The sequence below is a fragment of the Sphingobium cupriresistens genome, from assembly GCF_004152865.1.
In the GTDB taxonomy this organism is placed as follows: Bacteria; Pseudomonadota; Alphaproteobacteria; order Sphingomonadales; family Sphingomonadaceae; genus Sphingobium; species Sphingobium cupriresistens.
In genome coordinates this window covers 25,146-49,294 of record NZ_SEOO01000015.1, presented here as the reverse complement: position 1 = coordinate 49,294, position 24,149 = coordinate 25,146, and the positions used below count along the sequence as shown (strand labels likewise).

Sequence of the window (24,149 nt, the reverse complement as noted above, 5' to 3'; positions counted from 1 at the left end):
GAGGCTGTAGGACAGCGGGAATTTGATCCGATTCGATCCCGCTCAAGAGGGACGATGGCGTTGACGACATTCGCATCGCAGCGCTGCTCGTTCATGGGCCGCCTCAGCCCGGAATTTCGAACAGGCCGGCGGACCCCATGCCGCCGGCCACGCACATGGACACGATCGCCCAACGCACGCCGCGCCGCCGCGCCTCGATCAGGGCATGGCCCGCGATGCGGCTGCCGGTCATGCCGAAGGGATGGCCGAGCGCGATGCCGCCGCCATTGACGTTGATCTTTTCTGGATCGATGCCCAGGAAATCGCGGCAATAGAGATATTGGCTGGCGAAAGCCTCGTTGATTTCCCACAGGCCGATATCCTCGACCTTGAGGCAGGCGCGATCCAGCAACTTGGGTATGGCGAAGATCGGGCCGATGCCCATCTCCTCCGGGGGGCAACCGGCCGACTGGAAGCCGCGATAGAGGCCGAGAATCTCGCGTCCCTCCGCCTTGGCCGTCGCATGGTCCATCACGATCTGGGCGGAGGCGCCGTCGGACAGCTGGCTGGCGTTGCCCGCGGTCACGAACCTGCCTTCCTTCACGATCTGGCCGTCGCGCCAGACCGGCTTCAGCCGGGCCAGCCCTTCCGCCGTGGTGTCGGCGCGGATGCCTTCGTCCACCGACAGCGTCAGCGTTTCGGTGCCCGACATGCTGCCGTCTTTCTCGACGATATTCTTGGTGACGGTGATCGGCGCGATCTCTTCCGTGAAGCGCCCGGCCGCAACGGCGGCGGCGGCGCGCTGATGGCTGATGGCGGCGATCTCGTCCTGCGCCTGGCGGCTGATGCCGTAGCGTTCGGCGACGATCTCCGCCGTTTCGATCATCGCCATATAGGCGTGCGGCTTGTGGTCCAGCACGGCCGCCGGGCGGGCGCGATGGGTGGGCGCATAGTCGCGCGTGTGGGTGATCGATTCGACGCCGCCAGCGACCGCGACATCCATGTCGCCCGCGATGATGCCGCGTGCGGCGAAGGCGAGCGCGGTGAGGCCGCCGGCGCATTTGCGATCGACCGACGCGCCGGGGATCGAATCCGGCAGGCCGGCGGCGAACACGGTGGTGCGGCCGATGTTGAAGCCCTGATCGCCCCATTGCGAGCCCGCGCCGAAGATGACGTCGTCGATCCGGGCGGGGTCGATGCCCGCGCGGGCGATGGCGGCGTTGACCGCATGACCGGCCAGCGCCGGGGCGTCGGTATCGTTGAAAGCGCCGCGCGCCGCCTTGGCGATGGGCGTGCGGGCGGTGGAGACGATGGCAGCTTCGCGCATGGACATTCTCTTTTCAGCGGATGGTTTCGAAGAAATCGGTGAGCGCGGTCAGGAAGGCGGCGCGCGATTGATGGTGCAGCCAGTGACTGGCGCCGGGGAAGCGGATCAGCCGGTGATCGGCGATGCGGGCGAGCCGGTCGGCCGAGGGTTCGGGAATCCAACTGTCCCCGCCATAGGCCAGCAAGGTGGGGCAGGCGATGGCCGCCAATATCTCGTCCAGATCGACGCCATGGGCGTCTTCGGGCGCGCGATTGCGGCAGGCGTCGTCATATTTCCAGCGCCAGCCGCCTTCGACGGTCCGGGTGACGCCATGTCGGGCGAGATGGGCGATGGTTTCTGCGTCCACACCCGGATTATGCGCCGCCATGCGCGCCGCCGCCTCTGCGACATCGGCATAGATGCGGGGCGTGCGTCGCCGGTCGCGGCGCTGGCCATCGATCCATTCGCGCAGGCGGACGGGGTAGGGTTTGGGCGCTTTCGCCTGATCGCGGATGATCGGCAATTCGACGCCCTCGATGCTGCAGAGCGATCGTACGTGTTCGGGGAAGGTGGCCGCGAAGCGCAGGGCGATGTGGCCGCCCATCGAATGGCCGACGAGATGGAGACGATCGAGGCCAAGCGCATGGACGCAGTCGGCCAGGTCGATCACATGGTTGGACAGGGCGTAGGAGCCGCGCCCGGTCCAGTCGCTGTCGCCATGGCCGCGCAGGTCGATGGCGACGACATGATGGCGGTCGGTCAAGGCGCTGGCGATCCAGTCCCAATTATATGCGTGGTCCAGCAGGCCATGCACCATGAGCACCGGAGCCGCCGCCGGATCGCCCCATGTCAGGACATGGCGGCGCGATCCGCGGATATCGACGAAGGCGGAACGGGGCGCGATCATGGGTCAGCCCGCGACCGGCTGGGGTCGCAGCGCGCGGCGCAGTATCTTGCCCGTCGGCCCCTTGGGCAGTTCGTCCAGAACGGTGACCGTGACGGGCACCTTGTAGGCGGCCAGGTGGGTGCGGCAATGGGCGAGCATTTGATCGGGCGTCGGGTGGCGGCCGGGCTGAAACGCGACAAAGGCGACCGGGACTTCGCCCAGCATCGCGTCCTCGCGCGCGATCACCGCCGCTTCCGCGACGCCGGGCACCTGATAGAGTATCTCCTCTATGTCGGCGGGGTAGATATTCTGGCCGCCGCGAATGATGACGTCCTTCTTGCGATCCACGATAAAGGCGTAGCCGTCCGCGTCGAGATGGCCGATGTCGCCGGTTCGCAGCCATCCGTCGCGCAGCGCCATCGCGCTGTCGATCGGCGCCCGATAATAGCCCGCCATCAGGTTCGGCCCGCGCACGACGATTTCGCCGTTGACGCCGGTTGGGCAAGGGGCGCCGCCATCGTCCATGATGACCAGATCCATGCCGTCCAGCACGCGGCCGATGGTGCGTTCCCGCTCCATCGCGCCGTCGGCGCCGAGCCGGACCTCAGTCAGGGTGACGAGCGCGGTCGCTTCGGTGAGGCCATAGCCGGTGAGCAGTCGAGCGTCCGGCGCGACTGCCAGCAGCCGTTGCAGCAGGGCGGACGGCACCGGCGCGCCGCCAGTCATGATCGTGCGGAGCGAACCGAGCGAATCACGGTTGGCGGAGGGATGATCGAGGATTTTCTGCAGCATCGTCGGCACGGCGGGCAGGAAGGTGCAGCGGTGCGCCGCGATGGCGTCGATGCAGGCGGTCGCGTCGAAGCGCGCGTGCAGGACCAGCGTGCAGCCGGTCACCAGCATTGCGTTGATGCACTGGTTAAGGCCGAACGTGTTGTAGAGCGGCAAGGCGCACAGGATGACGCTGTCTCCGTCCAGGCCCAGCCAGCCCGGCGTGCTGTCATAATTGGCGGCGAGATTGGCGGCGGACAGCATGACGCCTTTCGCCTTGCCCGTGGTGGCGCTGGTGAGAAGGAGCATGGCCATCTCCTCCGGCTGGAGCGGAACGGGCGCAGGAAGGGGTGTGGCCTGCTCGATCGCGCGCGGTAGCGACCGGCGGTTCGCGTGGTCCCCCGGCGCGTCCAGCAGGATCAGCGGGCAATCCATGTCGGCGTCCAGCGCATCGGCGAGGTCGCGGGTGGTGACGATATGGCCGAGCGCGCAGCAAGTTACGGCGTGGCGCACCTCGCCCGCGCGATAGAGGATGTTGATGGGAGTCACCACCGCGCCGAGCGCGAATAGCGCCTGTTGAGCCAGAATGAAGTCGGGCGAGGCGCGCAGCAGTAGCCCGACATGGTCGCCATGGCCAATACCCAGCGCGGCAAGGCCGCCGGCCATCGCCTGCACACCTTGCGCCAGCCTGGCGAAGCTGTGCGTCGCGCCCTCGAACACCAGTGCCGTCCGGTCGGGCGACTCGGCCGCGAGGCGAAAGAGGCGGGTGGCGCGATTAGCCATTGTGCGCATCGGCCAGAGCGGGCAGCGACAGGCCATAGCCGGCGGTCGCCGTGCCGGCGAACAGGGCGTGCTTTTCCGTGGCGCTGGCGCCGGCGGCCAGCCGCTTGAAGGCGTTCCAGAGCGTGGCGTAGGAATACATCGCCTTGTCGACGGGGAAATTGCTTTCGAACATGCAGCGGTCCGCGCCGAACAGGGCGATGCAGCGGTCGACATAGGGGCGCCATGCGTCGGCCAGTTCGATCGAAGATGGCGGCGCGTCGCGTTCATGCCAGCGCGCCCCGCAGATGATCATGCCGAAGCCGCCGATCTTGACGCGAACATTGGGGCAGCGGGCAAGATCGGCCATGTCCTGCGACCAGCGCTGGAAATTCTCGTCCGCGCGTCCTTCATAGGGGCCGACGCCGATGATGCAGCCGATATGGTCGAGGATGATGGTCAGGTCGGGCATGGCCCGCGCCAGCGCTATCAGTTCGGGGATCTGCCGGTGATAGAGCATCGCGTCATAGACGAGGCCCGCCGCCTGCACCCGCGCGAGTCCGGCGCGGTAGGCCGGGTCGGCCAGCATCCCTGCGGGAGAGGGGCGCAGCACGATGCCGTCGGGGAAGAGTTCGTCGCGGGACACCGAATGGCGGATGCCGCGCAGTCGGCCGTCGGCGGCGTCCATATGGGCGGCCAGCACCTCCTCCACCGCATCGCCCAGCATCAGGTCGGCATGGGCGACGATGCCCGCGGCGACCGCGGTGGCCGCGCCGCGTCGCGCCGCCTCCGCAGCGATGGCGGCGACCGCTTCGGTCTCGCCCACCGGCGCCAGATGGCGCGGCCCGCCTGCGCGATAGGCATAATGGGCCTGGACGAAGACGGTCGCATCGATCCGGTGGCCTTCGCCCAGATCGGCCAGCAATTGGTCGAGCAAATAGGGGATGCCCGCTTCCACCCACAGATGATGATGCGGGTCGATGATCGGCAGGTCGGGATCGATGGCCTCTTCGCGGGCGTGGGCCAGCCACGCCGGATTCGGCGCCGGATAGCGATAGCGGCCCGTTACGTCCAAACCCATATCCTACCTCTCCATTTTGCTTTGCCCGATAATGTTTCGGATAAAAGTAAAAAGCAATCTCCTTATTCCATCATCATAATCGCCAATTTCGCCGGGGAATAGGCCATTTTCATTCCCATCATTAAAATCCGACTAATCGTCGAATTATCTTGACTAGGGCATGGAGGGCGGCATAACCAGGGCTACAACGCCGTTCACCGCTTCAAGCATGGGAATGGTGCTGGGATGAGGAATGCACTGATGGCGCTAAGCAAGGTGGGGGTCGTGGCGACCGCCCAGACAGAATTTCGACCTGCCTGGAACAATGCCCAGCATATCGATCTGATCTCTTCGGTGGTCACGTCGGTATTCAAGGGTTCAGGCCTGACGATCGATGATGTGGACTTCATCATCGATTCCGGCAGCGACGTGCTCGATGGCCGGTCCATTTCCAACTGCGGTTTTCTCGGCGCGCTCGGCGCGCACCACAAGGAAGAAGCGCGCGTCGAGGAAGACGGTCTTTGGGCGGCGCTCTACGGCGTTAACAAAATCCGCTCCGGCTCGTCCTCGGTCGGTCTGATCGTGGCCTATAGCAAGCCGTCGGAATCCAATGTCGACCTCTATTGGAACGCGCAGGTGGAGCCGTTCTACCAGCGTCCCGTCGGCTTCGGCCAGCGCGCCGCCAACGGCATATTGGCGCAGCGTTATCTGGCAGAAAGCGGGCTTTCGCGCCGCGATCTGGCTGACCTTGTCGCCGAACGCTGGGCCGCTGCCGCAACGTCGGGCAAGGTGGCGATCGACGACCTGCCTGACGCAGATGCGGTGCTCGCCGCCGAGGAAGGCGCCGCCCCGCTCACCGAACTGATGTTCGCCCGACCCGTAGACGGCGCGGTCGCCGTGCTGATCGCGCGGGAAGATATTGCCCGGCGGGTCAGCCGCAATCCCGCCTTCATCACTGGTATGGGCACGTCGATGGACACGCACAGCCTCGCTGCGCGCGAGGCCGGCCGACTGTCGTCCGCCGCCACGGCCGCCGCCACGGCCGCCGCCATGGCCTACCGCAATGCCGGCTGGGCGTCGGCGGATGCGGACATTGCCGAAATCAGCGGATCGTCGGTGATCGGCGAATTGCTGGCGATCGAGGCGCTGGGCCTGGCGGAAGCGGGCAAGGGCCTGTCGGCAGCGCGCGACGGCAAGGTCGCGATCAACCGGTCGGGCGGCGCTTTGCCGGCCGATCCGATCATGGCGACCGGCCTCGTCCGACTGGCGGAAGCCAGCCGGCAATTGAGCCAGCCGGAACTGTTCGGCGGCGGCGCCCCCCGCCGCGCGATCGTCCACGGCGCTGGTGGCGTCGCTATGCAGAACAACTGCGTCTTCACTCTCGAGGTTTGATTATGGGCCGTCACGTTGGAATTGTCGGGGTCGGGCAGACCCATCATGCACGCCGCCGGACCGATGTCAGCCAGGCGGGCCTCGTCCGCGAGGCGGTGGACCGCGCGCTCGCGGACGCCAAGCTGAGCATGGAGGATATCGACACCGTCGTCGTCGCCACCGGTCCGGTGCTGTTCGCCGCGGTCAATCAGCCGGAAAAATGGGTGGTCGATGCGATCGGCGCGCAGGGCAAGTCGGTGGTCCGCCTGACCAGCGGCGGCGGTGCGGGCTTCGCCGGGGCGCTGGCCGGCTATTATCAGGTTGCGGGCGGCTTCTCCGAACGCACTTTGGTGGTCGCCTATGACAAGCTGTCCGAAGGGCAACTGCAATATTCGATCTCCACCCTCTACGATCCCTTCTGGGGCCGGGAGTTCGCAGTCGGCATCATGGGCTTTTCCGCCGCCTACTGGCGCGCCCGCATGGATGTGCTGGGCCATACGGAGGAAGCCGCCGCCATGGTCGCGGCCAAAAACCGCAAAAATGCGATCGCCAACCCCTATGCGCATGTGAAGAAGGAGGTGTCGGTCGAGGACGTCCTCAATTCCAAGCCGCTCTGCTGGCCGATCAAACTGCTCGACGTGCCGCCCATTTCGGATGGCGCCGCTGCGATCGTGCTGTCGTCGGAAAAGATGGCGCATCATTCGACCAGCCGCCCGGCCTGGATCAGGGGCATGGCCTATTGTTGCGAAGCGGATAATGCGCCCGAACGGTCGCTGATGCTGTCGGAGCCGTTGGCGATCGCCAGCCGCCAGGTCTATCGCGCCGCCGGCATCACCAATCCGCGCCGCCAATTCGACGTGGTCGAGGTGCAGGAGCCATATAGCTGCTTCGAACTCAATTATTATGAGAGCCTGGGGCTTTGCCCGCCCGGACAGGCGGCCGAGCTGATGGCGTCCGGCGCGACGCAACTGGACGGCGACATACCCGTGAATCCGTCGGGCGGCTGCATGGGCGCGAACCCCATCGGCGCGGTCGGCGTGATCCGCCTGATCGAGGCGGCGACGCAGGTCATGGGCAAGAATGAAAGCCACCAGATCAAGGACGCCAAGACCGCGCTTGTCCAATCGGGCGGCGGTTGGGCCAATCTGCGCGGTTGCGCCGTTCTGAGCGCATAAGGAGAGACACGATGTTTTCCGCACCGGACAGTTATCCGATCGACCTGCCGACTTTCCACAGCGAGATCAACCTGCCCTATACGCTGACGCCAGGCCGCGCGGCGGGCACTTTCCTGGCGGAGGTCAAGAACCGCAGGATCGTGGCGTCGCGCTTCGCGTCGGGGCAGGTCGTCGCACCCGCGCAGGATTTCTCCTCCACCGGCGGCGAAGAACCCGAAGCCTTTGTCGAAGCGCCCCATACAGGCGTGCTGACCGCCTTTACCCGCGTCGATGGCCAGGTGATCGGCTTCATCCGGCTCGATGGCTGCGACAATGATTTCCCGCACCGCATCCTCGCCGAACTGGACGACCTGTCGATCGGCCAGCGGGTCGAGGCGGCATGGGACGACAGCGTCGAACAGTCGATCCTGGCCGTCAAGGGTTTCAAACCCGCACCCGACGCCCCGCTCGGTACGGTCAAGCCGCTGGAGACGATGGAAGAGCCGCTGGGCGTCATCCCCTATGCTATGAAGCTGGACTATGAACATGCCTATGGTCCCTATTATGGCCGCATGTTCGATGAAATCCGGGAGAATGGCCGCTTCATGGGCGTGCGATCGCCCGGCAGCGACGTCGCTTTGCTGCCCCCGCGCGAGATTGACGATGTCGCGCACAGTCGCACCGGCACCTGGAAGGCGTGTGAGGACACCGGGACAATCCGCGGCTGTTCCATCATCAACATGGAAGTCTATGGCCAGACCCGCAAGGTGCCCTATGTCTATGCGGAGATCGTGCTGGACGGCGCATCGACCCGCATGATCCATGTGATCGAGATCGACAGCCTGGAAGAGGCCAAGGAGAAGATCAAGCCGGGCACCCGTGTCCGCGCCGTGTGGACGCAGGGCGAGCGCAAGGGCCGCGTGTCCGACATCGAACGCTTCGAGGTTATCGAGGAGTGAGCCACTATCGCATCACTTCCCTCCGGCTGGGCGAGCTGTATCTGCCGCATGGCGGATCGGTTATGCGCGATCCGGTGCATTGCTGGCTGGTCCGGGGGGAGGGCCGCACTATCCTGGTGGATAGCGGGATGGCGGACATCCCGACCATCCACAAGCGGTTGCGAGTGCAGGGCACAGGCGGCGGTCATCCGGCGCTGATCGCGGCGCTCGCGGCGGAGGGGCTGACGCCGACCGACATCAGCCATGTCGTCCTGACCCATATGCATTTCGATCATGCCGACAATCTCGACCTGTTCCCCGATGCTTGCGTCGTCGTGCAGCGGGCCGAGTTGCTGGCGGCGGTCGATCCGGTGCCATCGCAGCGGATATTCTATTGGAAATCGACGCTCGACAATCTGATGGCGCGCAAACGCCCGGCGCAATTGATGCTGCTGGACGGCGACCATCAGTTGTTTCCCGGCATCCGCCTGCTGTCCCTGCCCAGCCATACCGAAGGGATGCAGGTCGTCATCGTCGATACGGCGAAGGGCAGGGCGGCGATCGTATCGGACCTTGGCGACCATTATCGCTACTGGTTCCCCGCCGACGCCCGCGCCACCAGCCATCCGCAACGGTCGCTGACCGGCGCCTATCTGACCGGCAACATCCGCAGCGAGAGCGAGCGCGACTGGCAGCGAGCGATGCGCCGCGTGCAGGACAATAGCGACATCGTCATTCCCGCCCATGATTTCCGTATTCCGCGCAACATTCCCGAACAATGGTTCGCGATCCCCGATTCCACCGACGGCGACCTGGCGCATGAACCGCCTGAGCCGGCCGCTTCCGCATGAGGATGCCCCATGGTCTATAATAATCTGCTCTACGACGTCAGCGACCGGATCGCGACGATCACGCTGAACCGGCCCGACGCGATGAATGCGACGACCGACGAACTCTATCAGGAATTGCAGGATTTGCTGGGCAAGGTCGCGGCCGACCGGGACGTTGGCTGCATCATCCTGACCGGCGCGGGGCGCGGTTTCTGCGCCGGCGCGGACCTCAAGGCGCGCAAGGACGACATGACGCCGCTGCAACGGCGGACCCGGCATCGCTGGATATTGAAGGATATATTGGAGCCGCTGTTCCGCATCGAAAAGCCGGTGATCGCGGCGGTCAACGGTGCGGCGGCCGGGGCGGGGTTCAACATCGCGCTCGCCTGCGACTTCATCGTGGCGAGCGAGAATGCGAGCTTCATCCAGGCCTTCGCCCGCGTTGGGCTGGTCCCGGACCTGGGCGGGCTCTACCTGCTGGGCCGGGTGATCGGCATCAACAAGGCCAAGGAGCTTTGCTATACCGCCCGCAAGGTGTCGGCGCAGGAAGCGGCGGCGCTGGGCATCGTCAATCATGTGGTGCCGCATGACGAACTGCTGGAGCGCGCCCGCGCCATCGCGGCCAAGATCACCGCCGGATCGCCGACTGCGATCGGCATGACCAAGACGCTGCTGAACAAGGCCAGCAACGCCACGCTCGATCAGATGCTGGAATATGAAAGCTATGCCCAGACAGTCGCCTATCTGACGCCGGAATATGAGGAAGGCGTGCAGGCGTTCCGTGAAAAGCGCGCGCCCGATTTCGCCGCGGCCGCCTTGAGGGGCTAGAATCATGGATTTCAGCTATAGCCCGCAGGAAGAGGGGTTCCGCGCAGACCTGCGCGCCTGGCTGGCCGATGCGCTGCCGTCGGGCTGGGGCGAGACGGTGTTCGAACCGGAGGATGAGGACGAACGGGCGATGTTCCGCCTCGCCTGGGAGAAAAAGCTCCATGCGGGCGGGTGGAGCGGGATCAACTGGCCAGTGGAATATGGCGGGCGCGGCGCCACGCTGGTCGAGCGCGCGATCTTTGCCGAGGAGATGGCGCGGGTAGGCGCGCCCGAAGGGCTGAACATCATCGGCCATAATCTTGCCGGGTCCACCATCCTGCGGCACGGCACCGAAGCGCAGAAGCAATATTTCCTGCCCCGCATCCTGTCGTCGGACGATGTATGGTGCCAGGGTTTTTCGGAACCCAATGCCGGGTCCGACCTGGCGTCGGTGCGCACGCGGGCCGAGCGACGGGGCGACAGGTTCATCGTCAACGGCCAGAAAATCTGGACCAGCTTTGCGCAATATTCGCAATGGTGCTTCGCGCTGGTGCGCACGGACCCCGACGCGCCCAAGCATAAGGGGCTGAGCTTCCTGCTGATCGACATGAAAAGCCCTGGCGTCTCGATCCGCCCCTTGCGCCAGATTTCGGGCGAATGCGAATTCAACGAAACCTTTTTCGACGATGTCGAAGTGCCGGTCGCCAATATTGTTGGCGACATCAACGACGGGTGGCGCATCGCGATGACGACGCTGGCCTATGAACGCGGCCCGGAAGATGCGCTGGGGCGTCAAATTCGGTTCAGCCAGGAACTGGACAAGCTGATCGGCACGGTCGCCGCGACGCCACGGGGCGACGCCATGCTGATCGACGATCCGATCGTGCGGCAGAAACTGGCGCGTGCGGTGACACAGGTCGAAGTCATGCGCCTGAATGCGGTGCGGACATTCAGCAAATATCTGAACGGCGATGATCGCGGGCCGGACGCCTCCGTCATCAAACTCTATTGGAGCCATGCGGCGCAGAATATGTATGAGGCCGCGATGGACATATTGGGACCGACGGCCCCCATCGCCGCGCCCGATCCGCTGAGCGCGGGCGGCGGGCGGTTCCAGCTGAGCTATCTCCAGTCCAAAGCCTTCACCATCTATTCCGGCTCCTCGGAAATCCAGCGTAACATCATCGGCGAGCGTATGCTCGGCCTGCCGCGTTAGGGGGACGGCGCCATGAATTTTGGCTTCAACGAAGAACAGAAGAGCCTGGGCGAAACCGTCGCCGCGCTGCTTGCTGACTTCCCCGCGCTGACCGGGCCTGACCCGGCGCAGGCGCGCGATCCGGCGGTCTGGCGGGCGCTTGCCGACCTTGGCCTGTTCGCGCTGCTGGTGCCCGAAGCGCAGGGCGGCGTAGGGCTGACGCTGGTCGATGTTGCGTTGGCGATCGAGGCGCTGGGCGCGGGGCTTGCGCCACCGATCGCGGCGTCCACGCTGATCGCGACCGACATCATCGCGCGCGAAGGCACGGCGGCGCAGCGCGAAACGCTCTTGCCGCGCATCGCGACCGGAGACGTGCGGATCGCGCTGGCCGTGATGGAGGACGGGCAGGGGTACGACCCGGCGCAGGTGCGCACCATGATGGGCGGCAATGGCGTGACCGGTGTCAAGATATTGGTGCCGGACGCCGACATTGCCGACATGATCCTGGTCGTGGCGCGCGTCGATGACCGTGTCGGGCTGGTCATGCTTTCGCGCGATGCGCGGGGAGTGGCCATCCGCCATCATGCTGACATTGATCCGTCCAGCGGCCTGTGCGAAGTGACGCTGAACGGCGCGGCGGTAATGGACGGGGCGTTGATCGGCCATGCTGGGTCGGGCGATGTCATATCCCGACTGATGGACGCCGCCGCGATCGTCTATGCCGGCATGGCGATGGGCATCGCCGCGCGGATGCTGGACGCATCGGTCGACTATGCGAAGACGCGGGTGCAGTTCGGCCAGCCGATCGGCGCGTTCCAGTCGATCAAGCATCGCTGCGCCGACATGGCCGTTGCGGTAGAGGCGGGGCGCTCGGCGGCCTATTACGCTTTCTGGACCGCAGCGGAAAATGATCCCGATCGCAGCCGCGCCGCATCCATGGCCAAGGCCTATTGCGGGGAAATCGCGCGCGACGTCTGCAACGAAACGGTGCAGATCCATGGCGGCATGGGTTTCACATGGGAATTGGGGCTGCACCGCTTCCTGCGCCGGGCCAAGGTGATGGAGCATGGCTTTGGCAACCATGTCTGGCATTATGAGCGCATCATGGCGCAAACGCTGGCCGCGCGTGCCGTCGTTGCGGATGCGCGTGCGGCCTGACGATGGACCTTTCATCAAATGGTGCCGACCCGATGAGCGAACAATTGCTGCGTGACATTGAGATATTGGCCGACCTGTTCAAGGCCGGTGGATGGACCGAATTGCGGGTCGAAAGCGACGCGATCAGCCTGCTGCTGTCGCAGGACAGGGCAGCGCCGTCGCTGGATGGCGCGCAACCGGCGAGCGTGCCCGTCGCCGCCCCGCCGCTTGCCGGCGCACAATCGCAGATCATGACAGATGCGCCTGGCGCGCAAGCCAGCGCAGGCCCGATCGATCCGGCATGGACAGCGGTAAAGGCGCCCAATCTGGGGACTTTCTATCGCGCGCCCAAGCCCGGATCGCCGCCCTTCGTGGAGGTCGGGCAGCGGGTCGAGGCGCACAGCGAACTGTGCCTGATCGAGGTGATGAAGCTCTTTACGTCGGTGAAGGCAGGCATCGCCGGGACGGTTCGGCACGTCGCGGTCGCCGACGCCGATCTGGTCGAGGGTGGACAGCCGCTCTTCTACATCGCGTGCGATTGAACCTTCAGAAAAAAGCGCCTTGTGGCCGCGGGAGAGTATAGGCAAATGGCTCATATCGAATTTCTCGACGAAACGATGCGCGACGGACAGCAAAGCCTGTGGGGTTTGCGGATGCGCGCGGGCATGGCGCTGCCGGTGTCGTCGCTGATCGACAGGACCGGGTTCAGGACCATCGACCTGACCGGCGGCGGGATGCTCGACGTGCTGACGCGCTATTGTCAGGAAAATTACTGGGAAGGGCTGGACCTGCTGGTCGCCTCCATGCCCAATACGCCGCTGCGCGCGGGCCTGCGCGCCAACGCCAACGTCACGTTCAGCGTCAGCCCGCGCGCATTGATGGACCTGTGGGTCCGCCGCCTCTGTGCGCATGGCGTGCGGTCCTTCTGGATATACGACGTGTTGTTCGGCTTCGACAACATGCTGCGCCTGGCCAAGGTCGCCAAGGAAAGCGACGCCTGGGTGGCGGCCGCCATCATGTTCGCGCTCTCGCCTGTTCATACCGATGCCTATTATGCGGAAAAGGTGCGTGTGCTGGCGGCCAGCCCGGATGTGGACAGCATCCTGCTGTACGACACGGCCGGCGTGCTGGAGAAGGAGCGGCTCCAGACCCTGATGCCTGGCATCGTCGCGGCAGCCAATGGCAAGCCGATCGAATTCCACGCCAACAATCTGCTGGGCCAGACCGCCAAGGCCTATCTGGATGCGGTGGACCTGGGCGTGTCCGTCCTCCACACCGCCAGCAAGCCGATGGCGAACGGCCCGTCCGTGCCCGCGACCGAGACGATGGTGCGCAATATCGAGTTGAAGGGCCATACGCATAATCTGGACACCAGCCTGTTTCAGCCAGTTGCCGATCATTTCCGCGCCGTCGGCAAGGCGGCGGGCTTCCTGGTCGACCAATATGCCGAATATGATATTTTCTCGATCGAGCATCAGATCCCCGGCGGGATGATGGGCACGTTCAAGGCGCAACTGGCCATGCACAATATGACCGACCGGATCGGCGATGTGCTGGCGGAGGTCGCGGCGGTGCGCCGGGAACTGGGCTATCCCGGCATGGCGACGCCGTTCAGCCAACTGGTCGGCATCCAGGCAGTGCTCAATATCGTCACCGGCCAGCGTTATGGCACGGTGCCGGACGAAGTCGTGCAATATGCCGCCGGCTTCTATGGCGACACAGTCGCGCCGATCGACGCCAATGTGCTGGACCGGATCATGGGCAGCGCACGGGCGAAGGAAGTGCTCGACAATCCCCCGCCAGATCCCGACCTGGCCGAATTGATGAAACAATATGGCACGCAGGACGAGGATGAACTGATCCTGCGCGCGACCGTGCCGCAGGCGGACATCGACAAGATGCGCGCAGCAGGACCGGTGCGCCGCGACTATCCGTTGCTGTCGTCGCCGGAGTTGGAACAGATGCGCAAGCTGATGCAGGTCGCCACCATGCCGGTGGTGGAACTGAAGTCTGCGGGGCTGACCCTCAGCCTGCGGAGGGACGGCTGATGCGGCACAGACGTCGCTGACGCGCCTTTTCAATCCCCTTGGCATGTTCGGTAAGGAGCAGGAAATGACCTCCGAAAAAATGGATGACATTCGCGACAGGAACCTGTCCAAGGACGAGTTGAAGGCACTGCCCGATCTCGTGAAAGAGGAACTGGAAAAGCATCGGCAACTCTATTTGTCCGATCCGGTCGCCGCGCATTATTGGGATCCCATCGTCATTGGGACGCCGGGAGGTCCGGTATCCTGTCTCTTGCTGCATCATATGGGGCGCAAAAGCGGGAATTGGCTCAGCACGGCGTTGCAATATTATCGGTTCAACGGCGACATATTGATCGTCGCATCACGCGGCGGGACCGAAGAGCCGCCAAGCTGGTATCTCAACCTGATGGCCAATCCCCAGTGTCGCGTGCAAGTCGGCGGAAACGGCGCAACCGCCCACGCCCGCGTGATTACGGGCGAGGGCCGTGGCGCCTATTGGGATCATATCACGCGCGAACAACCTGCCCAGATCGAGTATCAGCAGCGTTGCCGACGGGAAATACCGATCATCGCCCTTGATGTTGCGGCAGGCGTCATTTTGTGAGTTTCTGGCGCTTCATCGCGCCAGATAACCCCCATCGACCGGATGATAGGCGCCGGTCATGAAGCTGGCGAGCGGGGACACCAGAAAGCAGACGGCAGCGGCGATTTCCTCTGGCTGGGCGATGCGGCCCAGCGCGTGCAGGGCGGCAATCTCTCCCATCTTCTCGCGCGTGGCTTGCTGGAGCAGCGGCGTTTCGACATAGCCCGGCCCAACCGCATTGACGCGAATACCCATCGGCGCGCCCTCCAGTGCGGCCGCCTTGGTCAGGCCGACGATGGCGTGCTTGCAGGTCGTATAGGCCGATGCGCCCGGCGCCGCCACGGCGGACATGACCGACCCGATGTTGACGACCGCACCGCCGCCCGCATCGCGCATCGCCGGAATTTCGGCTTTCAGGCTCAGGAACACGCCATCCATGTTCACCGCCGCCACCCGCCGCCATTCGGCAAAGGACAGTTCGCTGATCGGCGTGTGGGTGCTGGTGACGCCGGCATTGTTGATCGCGATGTGGAGTGCGCCGAACTGCGCTTTCGCAAAGGCCACCATGGCGAAGCAGGACGCCTCGTCGGTCGTGTCCGCCGCCGTGCCCGCCGCATTGGGGCCGAGTGTGGCGGCCAGCGCCCGCGCCGCATCGCCGTTCAGGTCAGCGATGACCACCTTGGCGCCGGCGGCCAGCAGCGCTTCGACACAGGCCTTGCCGATGCCCGATGCGCCGCCCGTGACCAGGGCTATCTTGTTCGTCAGGTCGATTGCGGTCATGTCTTTTGCCTTATCGTTGGATCTTCGCTTGCCAGTTCGAGGATGAAGTCCTCGATCGCCCGGTTCACCCGGCGCGGATTGCTGATGTTCACGGCATGGGGACCGCCCGGCACCAATGTCACCACACGCGGATCGGGAACGCCCTGCGCCGTCAACAGCCCCAGTTCGTGCGAGGTGGCGACGTCGGCAAGGCCATGGATGACCGCCACCGGCATCGTGACTTCGTGGAGCCTGTTGAACAGCGGGTCGATCGAGCCAAGCGCGCCGGTAGCGTCGCGCACCTGCGCCTTCGTCACGCGCGCCCAGGCGTCGTGCCAGTGGCGGTGGTCGACACCTGGTCCCAGGATGAAGCTGCTCAAAAACCCCAGCTTTTCCGGGTCAGGGCCGTTGGCGATCCAGTCGCTGATGTGGCGCGCGAAACTGTTATCGTCGCTCTTGGGCGCTTCGCCCGCCTGGGTCGAAAGCTGGACGAGGCCATGAAAACGCTCTGGCGCGAGCAGCGCCGCGCGCATACCGACCAGCCCGCCCTGGCTCATGCCGATATGGATCACTTTTTCGAGGCCCAGCGCGTCCATCATCGCCAGCATGTCGCGCGCCGAATCCCAATAATCGAACGGCCCTTCCCAGACCGTATCGCCATGCGCCCGCGCGTCCCACGCGATACAGCGCCAGCGGTCGGCGAAATGGGCGATCTGCGGGGCGAACATCGACCGGTTCATCATATAGCCATGGCTGAACAGTATCGCCGTGCCCCCGTCGCCGCCGCTATCGTCCAGCGCGATCGTCGCGCCGGTGGGCAGGGATATACTTTGCAAGTCGCTTCCTCCCGTTCGCATCATATTGCCGATATGCCGCCATCGACCATGTGGCAGGCTCCGTTGACATAGGCCGACGCATCCGACAGCAGATAGGCCGCCGCCTGCGCCACCTCCGCCATCGCGCCGAAGCGACGGCTGGGGATCGCCGCCATGCGCGCCTTCGCGCGGTCGGACGGTTCGCCGGGGCGGCTGCCCATGATCGCGTCGATCATCCGGCCTTCCAGTGGGCCGGGGCACAGCGCATTGACGCGCAGACCCACCGGGCCATAATCAATCGCCGCGCAGCGGGTCAGGCCGATGACCGCATGTTTGCTCGCGACATAGGCGCTCATGCCCGCCGCGCCCTTGACCCCCGCAGTGCTGGCGATGTTGACGATCGATCCGCCGGGCCTGCGCATCCTGGGCACGCCATATTTCATGCCCAGGAACATGCCGGTCACATTGACGTCCATCACCCGGCGAAACAGCGTGGTGTCGAGCGCGTCTAGCAGGGTCGCCGCATTTTCGATCCCCGCGCCGTTGACCAACCCGTCGAGCGGGGCGTCCAGTCCGTCAAAGGCGCGCGCCATCGCCGCTTCGTCCACGACATCGGCGACGATGGCACGCAGCCGCGACGGACCGGCCATGGCGTCCAGCGCGGCTGCATCCCGGTCGATCGCCAGCACATGCGCGCCAAGGTCCAGCAACAGCGCCGTCATGGCCGCGCCCAGTTCACCCGCCGCGCCGACAATCGCGACATGGCGTCCGTCCATGTCGATCAAGGGGCGGGCGCTCATGCGGCAAAGCTCGCCAGATAGCGCCGGGTCAGCGCCGCGTCATAGGCGCTGTGCTGATCCAGTTGCGCCTGCCAGTCTATGTCCATTTCAATCGGTTCTCCAGCCGCCAGATGGCGAATCTGGTTGAAATAATAGGCGATGGTCGCCTGCGCCTGCGTCCCCGGTTGGTCGTCGGGCGATGGCAGTCGGTCGATCCGCCGATCGAGCAGCGCGTCGATCAACCCTGCGTCCAGGCAGAGCGGGCGGGCGATGCCGACGGCGTCGAGCGCGCCCGCTTCCAGCGCCTGCGCCATGGCGGCGCGGCTGCGAAAGCCGCCCGTAACCGCGAGCGGGACGGAAACATGCGGGCGCAGCCGTGCCGCAAAATCCAGGAAATAGGCCTCGCGCGCAACGGTGGAGGCCTTTTTTAACAGCGTGCCATCCTGTTCGCGGCCCACCATGACCTGCGATTCATAGCTGCCGCCGGAAATTTCCAGCAGGTCGATGCCCGCCGCGCAGAGCCAGTGGACGACCTGGATCGATTCCTCCTCGGTCAGGCCACCTTTCTGGAAATCGGCGCTGTTGAGCTTGACGGAAATCGGAAAATCCGCGCCTGTGGCCGAACGGATGGCTCCGACCACGTCCAGCAGCAATCGCGCCCGATTTTCCAGGCTGCCGCCCCAGTCGTCGTCGCGCTTGTTGGTCAGGGGGCTGAGGAACTGGGACAGCAGATAGCCATGCGCCGCATGGACCTGTACGCCGGTAAAACCGGCGTCGCGCGCGGTAACGGCGACATGGACGAACCGGCGCAGAATGTCGTGAATTTCCGCAGCGGTGAGCGCGCGACACATGCCCGCGCCGCCGACCAGCGGCATGGCCGAAGGCGCGACGAAGATTTCGGGTGACGCGCCCGCCTGACGGCCCGGATGATTGATCTGCATCCAGATATGTGCATCATTTTCGCGCCCCGCGGCGGCGTAGGCGGCGAGTTGCTCCAGTCCGCCATTCCCGTCGATCGCGACATTGCCCGGTCGCTCAACGAAGCGGCGATCTATCTGGACATTGCCGGTCAGCAACAGCCCCGCGCCGCCCCGCGCCCAACGGCCATAAAGCGCAGCATGATCGGCGGTCGCGCGATTGTCGGGCGTGGCGATGCCTTCGGTCATCGCGCCTTTGACGATGCGGTTCTTGAGCGTCGCGCCGCACGGCAGCGTCAACGGATCGGTCAGGGCGGTCATTACGGATTGTCCCCTAGCGGATATAGCGACGGACATAGTCGCGGCCCAGGCCGACTTTCTCGAAATGGGCGGCGCTCTGTTCGATACGGGTGAAGACGTTGGACTGGCCGACGGGCCGGTCGTCATCATCCAGTTCGATCAGCGATCCTGCGATCCAGAATAATGTTTCCGATCCGCCGGGCAGGCCGATCAGCGTGTGAGTGTCGCCCGCCGGCTCCAGCAGATACTGGCCGGCGGTGGCGATCCAGTCGCGCTCGCGATAGCGCCACTGGCCCGACAGCACATAGGCCTGGACCGGGCAGGCATGGGCGTGGCGGCTGATCTTGCCTTCGCTACGGATGCGGGTGACATTCACCCAGGCGCCCGACACGGTGTCGAACATCAGCGGGCGCATCCATACGCCCTCCATCGCGGCAGGCACCCATTCGCGTTCGTCATGGCTGCTGGTTTCCAGCAGCAATTCGCTGTGCCGGAACGATCCGGCGGCATGGTCATGCGTCATTTGCCCTCCTGTGGCAGTGCATAGGCGTGGAAGGTGCGGCCCAGCGGAAAGGATTGCGACGTGACATGGCCGGTGGCGGCGATGACCACGAACTGCCGTCCGCTGCGCGGCCCCAAATAGGTCATGGGATTGGCGTTGCCGCTGGCGGGCATCCGCACCGACCAAAGCATCTTGCCCGTATCCGTCGCAAAGGCCCGGAAGGCGCGTTCCTTCACGCCCCCGAAGAAGGTGAGGCCGCTGCGCGTGACCAGCGTGCCGCCGAAACCGGGCATCCCCATGCGGATCGGCAGGCCGACCTTCAGCCCCAACGGGCCGCTGTCGCGCACGGTGCCGACGGGGCGCTGCCAGGCGATTTTGCGCGTCGTCATGTCGATCGCGGTCATACGGCCATAGGGCGGCGCGAGGCAGAGCGTGCCGAGCGGGCTGGTGAAGCCGCGCAGCCGCGCGCCATAGGGAGTGCCCGCCATGGGCAGCGGCGCGGCGAAATCGGTGGCGTTATGGCTCGCCCCCGGCCCTTTGCCGCCGCCTGCGGCAGCGCGCGGGACCAGCTGCATCAGCGTGGGATAAGAGATGCTGTTGACCATCAGCAGCCGTCGTTCGGGATCATAGGACACCCCGCTCCAGTTCATGCCCCCGCCCAGGCTGGGGTAGAGCAGGGATTCGGTGAGTCCCGGCGGCGTGTTCGGACCGTCATAGCGCAGCTTGCGGAACTGGATGCGGCACCACAATTGGTCGATCGGGGTAATGCCCCACATATCGCGTTCCGTGATCCGCCCGCCCGCCAATGACGGCATCCCAATGGAAAAGGGCTGGGTGGGAGAAAGCCGTTCTTCGGGCGCCTTGCCTGCCTGCGGCGCGGCTTGTTCGCGGACTTGGGCCAAGGGTTTGCCGGTGCGGCGATCGAGCAGGAACAATTCGCCGCGCTTGGTCGGCTGGACCAGCGCAGGGATTGTGCCGCCGGAAGCGGGCAAGTCGATCAGGGTCGGCTGCGACGCGACGTCATAGTCCCACAGGTCGTGATGCGCCGTCTGGAACGACCAGCGCACCGCGCCGGTCGCGGCATCCAGGGCGACGACGGAGCTGCCATATTTCTCCGACTGGGGGGAGCGATAGGCGCCGAAATGATCCGGCGTCGCATTGCCTGTGGGAACGAATACCAGGCCGAGCTTCGTGTCAGCGCTCATCGGCGCCCAGCTGTTCGGTGTGGATCGGGTATAGGCTTCGCCCGGCGCCGGGCCGTGCGCATTGTTCGGATTGCCCATATCCCACGCCCAGCGCAACGCGCCGGTCGTGACGTCGAACCCGCGTATCACGCCCGACGGTTCGTCCGTGCTGACATTGTCGGCAACCCATCCGCCCAGCACGATCACGTCGCCAACGATCACCGGCGCGGAACTGATATAATAGAGGCCGGGCGCGGTGCGGCCCATCCCGGCGTTCAGATCGACGAAACCGCTCTTGCCAAAGCCGGGGCAGGGGCGTCCGCTGGCGCTGTCCAGCGCGATCAGTTGCGCGCCATAGGTCGCGGTGATGACGCGGCGCGGGCAGGCTGTGGAGGCTGCCGCACCATTGTCATGATAGGCGACGCCGCGACAGGTGCGCACCGCCGATCCGCCCTTGGGATCGACCTTCGGATCGAAACGCCAGAGCGGCTTGCCGTTTTCGGGATCGAGCGCGAAGACGATATTGGTCTGGGTGCACAGCAACAGCTTGCCGTCCACCATCAGCGGCGTGGATTGCAGCGGGCTTGGGACGGGTGCGTTCATGGGGTCGTGACCAGTGTCGAAGGTCCAGGCCAGTTGGAGCTTCTCGACATTTGTCGGCGTGATTTGCGTTAGCGGTGAAAAACGGGTGCCCGCTTCGTCGCGGCCCCATACGGGCCATAGTCCCGGATCGCCGGGGATGGTGATCTGGGTGGCGGTTCGGCCGGGGATCGCCGCAATCTCCATCGGCGACCGGAGCGCGCAGCCAAGGATCAGCAGCAAGCCCGCCATGCCCGCCAGCCCTGCCGCCACCGCGCCCTTGCCGATCCGGCGGCGGATGTAGGGCAGCAGGAAAGGAACGCCGAACAGCGCCGGGCCGACGATCCGCGCGGTCAGTTGCCAGCCATCGAAACCGACTTCGCACAGCGCCCAGACGATCGTGATCGTCAGGAACAGCGCATAAAGCCATCCCGCCCGGCGGTCGCCGCGCCACAGCCACCAGCCGCTCAAGGCCACAACGATACCGCCCGGCAGATAATAGGGCGATCCGCCCAGCCAGATCAGATAAGCCCCGCCCACGGCGACGGCCAGCCCGACGAGCAGCAACAGCGCGGCGACAAGGCGGGTCAGCCGGATCATGACCTGGGCGATCGCTCCGAAATGGCCGCCGCCCTCATGCGTTGAAGCCTTTTTGCAATATCTCCATGAACGGCGCGAGATCGGGGAAGCCGGACGTGGCGGTGATGCCGCCATCGACCGGGACCACCGCGCCGGTCATATAGGACGCCTTGTCCGACGCCAGGAAGGCGACGACCTCGGCTATTTCCTCGGCCTGGCCGATCCGCGCCATGGGCACCGCGCGAATGAAATTATCAAACACGCTTTGGGCGGCCTTCAGCCCCGCAAATAGCGGCGTGTCGACGCAACCGGGGCAGACGGCGTTCACGCGGATGCCCGACTTGGCCATGTCCATCGCCAGCGCGCGGGTGTAGTTGACCACGCCGCCCTTGGCCGTGTTGTAGGCGGTCATGCCGAAATCGCCCAGCATCCCGGCGATGGAGGCATTGTTGACGATCGCCCCCGATCCGTTGCGCAACATGTGCGGTAACGCGGCCTTGCATCCGTAGAATACCGAAAAGAGATCGACCTCTATCACCCGGCGGAAAGTCTCTGCGTCCAGGTCCAGCGTCGTGCCCATGCCGCCGATGCCGGCATTGTTGAACAATATGTCGATCCGCCCGAATTGCACCGCCGCCCCGTCGACAAAAGCGATGACATCCTCCTGCCGCGATACGTCGGTGCGGGTGAAGCTGGCCTTGTCGGCGCCCAGTTCGGCGACCAGCGCCTGCCCCATATCCTCGTTGAGATCGGCGATCGCGATCCGGCCGCCATCGCGCACGATGGTGCGCGCGAACGCCGCGCCGATGCCCGAAGCGCCGCCGGTCACCAACGCGACCTTGCCGTCAAATATCCGTGTCATATGCCTCTCCCTTGTCGTTGCGGCTGTGGCTCAGGCGGTGAAGGACAGGCCCATGCAGACCACCGCCCCGGCAAGCCAGACGAGCTTCATCGACGACGGGCTGTCGCCATAGACGGTAATGCCAACGACAACCGATCCGATGATGATCGCGAGCGTGATGATCGGGATCAGCAGGCTCAGGTTCACCCCCGACACGACCAGTCGCGCCATGCAGACCAGACCGATCGCATAGCAGGCGAACACGGCGAAGCTGGGCAGCGGCGCGGTCATTCCACGGGTTGCTGGCAGGATCGACGCGCCGGCAAGTTGGAAGAGGGTGGCGGCGATGAACAGCGCCAGCGTTCCGGCGGTCATGCCGCCTGTTCCTGCGTGCGGGCAATGCCTGTCATCGCCGCATCGGCGGGGCGTATGGCGATGCCCAACCCTTCCTCCGCCGTGCGCAGGTCCAGATAGTCGCGCCAGGCCACGATCTTGCCATCGCGCACTTCCATGACGCCGGTGACCGGCAGCGGCACGACGACGGACGGGTCGGCATTGGATTGCAGATAATCCACCCGTTCGGTGAAGATGACAGAGTCGCGCGAAGCGATGTTGAGCGTTTCGATCCGTACCGAAAAGGCGGAAAATACGGTATCCAGATAAATGCGGATCTGGTCCTTTCCGTGGCGCGGCGGCAGGGGCATGTCGATATAGCTGGCGCCTTCCGCGAAATAGCCGAGCAGGACGTCGATATTGCAGCCTTCCCAATGGTCCAGAAACTCCAGCACCATGGTTTCGTCGTCGCTATAGGCTATCGGCATGTCGCTCATCCTCTCTTGCGCGCCGGGCCGATCGTGCGGCCAGCATTCTGCTGTCGGTCGCGATAACGCGCGTCTTCAGACCGATCCGCGTTTATATTTCTGGATCATGGACGCCTGCGCTTCGGCGGTCAGTTGCGCCCCGGCATAGCCGGTCGCCATGACCTCCTCGAAACTCTTGCGCAGCGGATCGCCCAGCCCGTTGAAATAGGGCATCACTTCCTCGGCGAACAGTTGATGGCTGCGCACCGTCGCGGGATAGCGCGCCCAATCGACCCCCATCAGCAGATAGGTGCCGAAACCGCCGGACTTTTCGATCAGGCGATTGATCTGCGCCCGCGCCATTTCAGGCGTGCCGATGACGGCTGCGCCGCTTTCGTTCAGCATGTCGACGATTTTGTCGATGTCCCACCAGTCGATGTCGGGCGCGGGATTGATATGCGCGCGATAATCTTCCAGCAGCGACAGGCCGTAACGGACATCTTCCTTGGCCTGCTCCATGGTTTCGGCCAGGTGCATCGGTCCCATCAGGCGCCAATCCTTGCGCGACGGCTTTGGCTGGCCGTGGCTTGCGGCCTCCTGCTCCATGATCTCCCAATGGCCCAGCAGCTTTTCGATCCCGTCCGGGTCGGTCGCCGCGACCGACAACATCCCCATGCCGTGCCGCCCGGCGAGCAGCGGGCCGGATGGGGACAGGACGCTGACCGTCGCCATGTCGAAATTGGAGTAGGGCAGCATCTGGAGCCGCGCATCCTGCAAGTCGAACCAGTCGGTCTTGCGCGTCACCCGTTCGCCCTTGAACAGCGGGATGATGACTTCCAGCGCTTCCTGCAACCGCTGGCGGTTCTGCGAGGGGTGCAGGCCCATCATCTGCGCGTCCTGCACCAACTGGCCCGGCGCGACGCCGAACATCATCCGGCCGCGCGTCTGATAGTCGAGCTGCACGATCCGGTCGGCGACCCATAAAGGGTTGTGATAGGGCAGGGTGATCGCGCCGGTGCCCAGCTTGATGCGCTTGGTGCGTTCCGCCGCCGCGGCTATGAACAGTTCGGGGCTGCCGATCGTCTCGATCCCGCCCGAATGATGCTCGCCGATCCACGCTTCGTCGAACCCCAGTTCGTCCAGGTTGATGACGGTCTGCATATCCTGCTGGAAGGCCACGAGCGGATTGAGCGTGGGCCGGTGATATGGTCCCATGAAAATCCCGAACCGCATCCTGTCTTCAAAAAATTTCATCTCTCTCTCCGGCGATATGGGCGGCGGGGCTGATCGACAT

24 protein-coding genes are annotated in these 24,149 nt (G+C 65.0%); 10 read left to right on the top strand and 14 right to left on the bottom strand.

Going from position 1 to position 24,149, the window contains the following annotated elements; translation table 11 throughout:
- Positions 1–103 precede the first annotated feature (103 nt).
- The 4 genes from EWH12_RS10725 to EWH12_RS10710 are packed head-to-tail and all read right to left on the bottom strand — an operon-like array spanning position 104 to position 4,779.
- A complete protein-coding gene (locus EWH12_RS10725; RefSeq protein ID WP_129926553.1) occupies positions 104–1,306 on the bottom strand; it encodes an acetyl-CoA C-acyltransferase in 1,203 nt (400 codons plus the stop codon).
- A 13-nt stretch (positions 1,307–1,319) separates the two neighbouring features.
- Entirely contained in the window at positions 1,320–2,192 is an 873-nt protein-coding gene (locus EWH12_RS10720) for an alpha/beta fold hydrolase (RefSeq protein WP_201785478.1), read from the bottom strand.
- Positions 2,193–2,195: 3 nt separating this feature from the next.
- The gene (locus EWH12_RS10715) at positions 2,196–3,722 is read right to left on the bottom strand and encodes a class I adenylate-forming enzyme family protein (RefSeq protein ID WP_129926552.1); all 1,527 of its coding nucleotides are present in this window, start codon (positions 3,720–3,722) and stop codon (positions 2,196–2,198) included.
- Complete coding sequence (locus tag EWH12_RS10710) at positions 3,715–4,779, bottom strand: amidohydrolase family protein (protein ID WP_129926551.1); 1,065 nt, start codon at positions 4,777–4,779, stop codon at positions 3,715–3,717. Before EWH12_RS10710 ends, EWH12_RS10715 begins: the two co-directional genes overlap by 8 nt.
- Positions 4,780–5,019: 240 nt before the next feature.
- Between EWH12_RS10710 and EWH12_RS10705 the strand changes: the two genes are divergently transcribed.
- The 10 genes from EWH12_RS10705 (at position 5,020) to EWH12_RS10660 (ending at position 14,821) form a co-directional block, all read left to right on the top strand.
- Complete coding sequence (locus EWH12_RS10705) at positions 5,020–6,150, top strand: thiolase C-terminal domain-containing protein (protein ID WP_129926550.1); 1,131 nt, start codon at positions 5,020–5,022, stop codon at positions 6,148–6,150.
- 2 nt (positions 6,151–6,152) lie between these two features.
- Positions 6,153–7,304, top strand: coding sequence for a thiolase C-terminal domain-containing protein (locus EWH12_RS10700; RefSeq protein ID WP_129926549.1), 1,152 nt, complete (start codon positions 6,153–6,155; stop codon positions 7,302–7,304).
- An 11-nt stretch (positions 7,305–7,315) separates the two neighbouring features.
- Complete coding sequence (locus EWH12_RS10695) at positions 7,316–8,242, top strand: OB-fold nucleic acid binding domain-containing protein (RefSeq protein WP_066601365.1); 927 nt, start codon at positions 7,316–7,318, stop codon at positions 8,240–8,242.
- A complete protein-coding gene (locus EWH12_RS10690; protein WP_129926548.1) occupies positions 8,239–9,072 on the top strand; it encodes an N-acyl homoserine lactonase family protein in 834 nt (277 codons plus the stop codon). The genes EWH12_RS10695 and EWH12_RS10690 overlap by 4 nt, the downstream gene beginning before the upstream one ends.
- Before the next feature lie 9 nt (positions 9,073–9,081).
- On the top strand, positions 9,082–9,879 hold the full coding sequence (locus EWH12_RS10685) for an enoyl-CoA hydratase/isomerase family protein (protein WP_066601369.1): 798 nt from the start codon (positions 9,082–9,084) through the stop codon (positions 9,877–9,879).
- A 4-nt stretch (positions 9,880–9,883) separates the two neighbouring features.
- Entirely contained in the window at positions 9,884–11,074 is a 1,191-nt protein-coding gene (locus EWH12_RS10680; protein WP_066601370.1) for an acyl-CoA dehydrogenase, read from the top strand.
- Positions 11,075–11,086: 12 nt separating this feature from the next.
- Complete coding sequence (locus EWH12_RS10675) at positions 11,087–12,211, top strand: acyl-CoA dehydrogenase family protein (protein WP_129926547.1); 1,125 nt, start codon at positions 11,087–11,089, stop codon at positions 12,209–12,211.
- 32 nt (positions 12,212–12,243) lie between these two features.
- Positions 12,244–12,732: an acetyl-CoA carboxylase biotin carboxyl carrier protein gene (locus tag EWH12_RS10670; RefSeq protein WP_082679104.1), complete on the top strand. Its 489-nt coding sequence runs from the start codon at positions 12,244–12,246 to the stop codon at positions 12,730–12,732.
- A 45-nt stretch (positions 12,733–12,777) separates the two neighbouring features.
- Positions 12,778–14,238, top strand: a complete 1,461-nt coding sequence (locus tag EWH12_RS10665; protein ID WP_129926546.1) for a pyruvate carboxylase — start codon at positions 12,778–12,780, stop codon at positions 14,236–14,238.
- A gap of 64 nt (positions 14,239–14,302) precedes the next feature.
- Positions 14,303–14,821: a nitroreductase family deazaflavin-dependent oxidoreductase gene (locus tag EWH12_RS10660; protein ID WP_165363607.1), complete on the top strand. Its 519-nt coding sequence runs from the start codon at positions 14,303–14,305 to the stop codon at positions 14,819–14,821.
- Between the two features lie 12 nt (positions 14,822–14,833).
- Here EWH12_RS10660 and EWH12_RS10655 read toward each other — a convergent pair whose 3' ends face one another.
- The 10 genes from EWH12_RS10655 to EWH12_RS10610 all read right to left on the bottom strand — a co-directional run bounded on the left by EWH12_RS10655 (position 14,834) and on the right by EWH12_RS10610 (position 24,109).
- The gene (locus EWH12_RS10655; RefSeq protein WP_066601382.1) at positions 14,834–15,580 is read right to left on the bottom strand and encodes an SDR family NAD(P)-dependent oxidoreductase; all 747 of its coding nucleotides are present in this window, start codon (positions 15,578–15,580) and stop codon (positions 14,834–14,836) included.
- On the bottom strand, positions 15,577–16,395 hold the full coding sequence (locus EWH12_RS10650) for an alpha/beta fold hydrolase (RefSeq protein ID WP_165363606.1): 819 nt from the start codon (positions 16,393–16,395) through the stop codon (positions 15,577–15,579). The genes EWH12_RS10655 and EWH12_RS10650 overlap by 4 nt, the downstream gene beginning before the upstream one ends.
- Positions 16,396–16,415: 20 nt before the next feature.
- Complete coding sequence (locus tag EWH12_RS10645; RefSeq protein ID WP_129926544.1) at positions 16,416–17,174, bottom strand: SDR family NAD(P)-dependent oxidoreductase; 759 nt, start codon at positions 17,172–17,174, stop codon at positions 16,416–16,418.
- Positions 17,171–18,391 (bottom strand): NADH:flavin oxidoreductase/NADH oxidase family protein, encoded by a 1,221-nt coding sequence (locus tag EWH12_RS10640; RefSeq protein WP_066601387.1) that lies wholly within the window; start codon positions 18,389–18,391, stop codon positions 17,171–17,173. Before EWH12_RS10640 ends, EWH12_RS10645 begins: the two co-directional genes overlap by 4 nt.
- A gap of 13 nt (positions 18,392–18,404) precedes the next feature.
- On the bottom strand, positions 18,405–18,893 hold the full coding sequence (locus EWH12_RS10635; RefSeq protein WP_066601389.1) for a 2,4'-dihydroxyacetophenone dioxygenase family protein: 489 nt from the start codon (positions 18,891–18,893) through the stop codon (positions 18,405–18,407).
- A complete protein-coding gene (locus EWH12_RS10630) occupies positions 18,890–21,235 on the bottom strand; it encodes a membrane-bound PQQ-dependent dehydrogenase, glucose/quinate/shikimate family (RefSeq protein ID WP_129926543.1) in 2,346 nt (781 codons plus the stop codon). The genes EWH12_RS10635 and EWH12_RS10630 overlap by 4 nt, the downstream gene beginning before the upstream one ends.
- A 34-nt stretch (positions 21,236–21,269) precedes the next feature.
- A complete protein-coding gene (gene budC, locus EWH12_RS10625; RefSeq protein ID WP_129926542.1) occupies positions 21,270–22,076 on the bottom strand; it encodes a meso-2,3-butanediol dehydrogenase in 807 nt (268 codons plus the stop codon).
- A 30-nt stretch (positions 22,077–22,106) separates the two neighbouring features.
- Positions 22,107–22,430 (bottom strand): hypothetical protein, encoded by a 324-nt coding sequence (locus EWH12_RS10620; RefSeq protein ID WP_066601394.1) that lies wholly within the window; start codon positions 22,428–22,430, stop codon positions 22,107–22,109.
- Positions 22,427–22,876 carry a nuclear transport factor 2 family protein gene (locus EWH12_RS10615; protein ID WP_165363605.1) on the bottom strand — a complete coding sequence of 150 codons (450 nt, stop codon included), beginning with the start codon at positions 22,874–22,876 and terminating at the stop codon, positions 22,427–22,429. The genes EWH12_RS10620 and EWH12_RS10615 overlap by 4 nt, the downstream gene beginning before the upstream one ends.
- A 75-nt stretch (positions 22,877–22,951) precedes the next feature.
- Positions 22,952–24,109 (bottom strand): LLM class flavin-dependent oxidoreductase, encoded by a 1,158-nt coding sequence (locus EWH12_RS10610; protein ID WP_129926540.1) that lies wholly within the window; start codon positions 24,107–24,109, stop codon positions 22,952–22,954.
- Between the last annotated feature and the right edge of the window lie 40 nt (positions 24,110–24,149).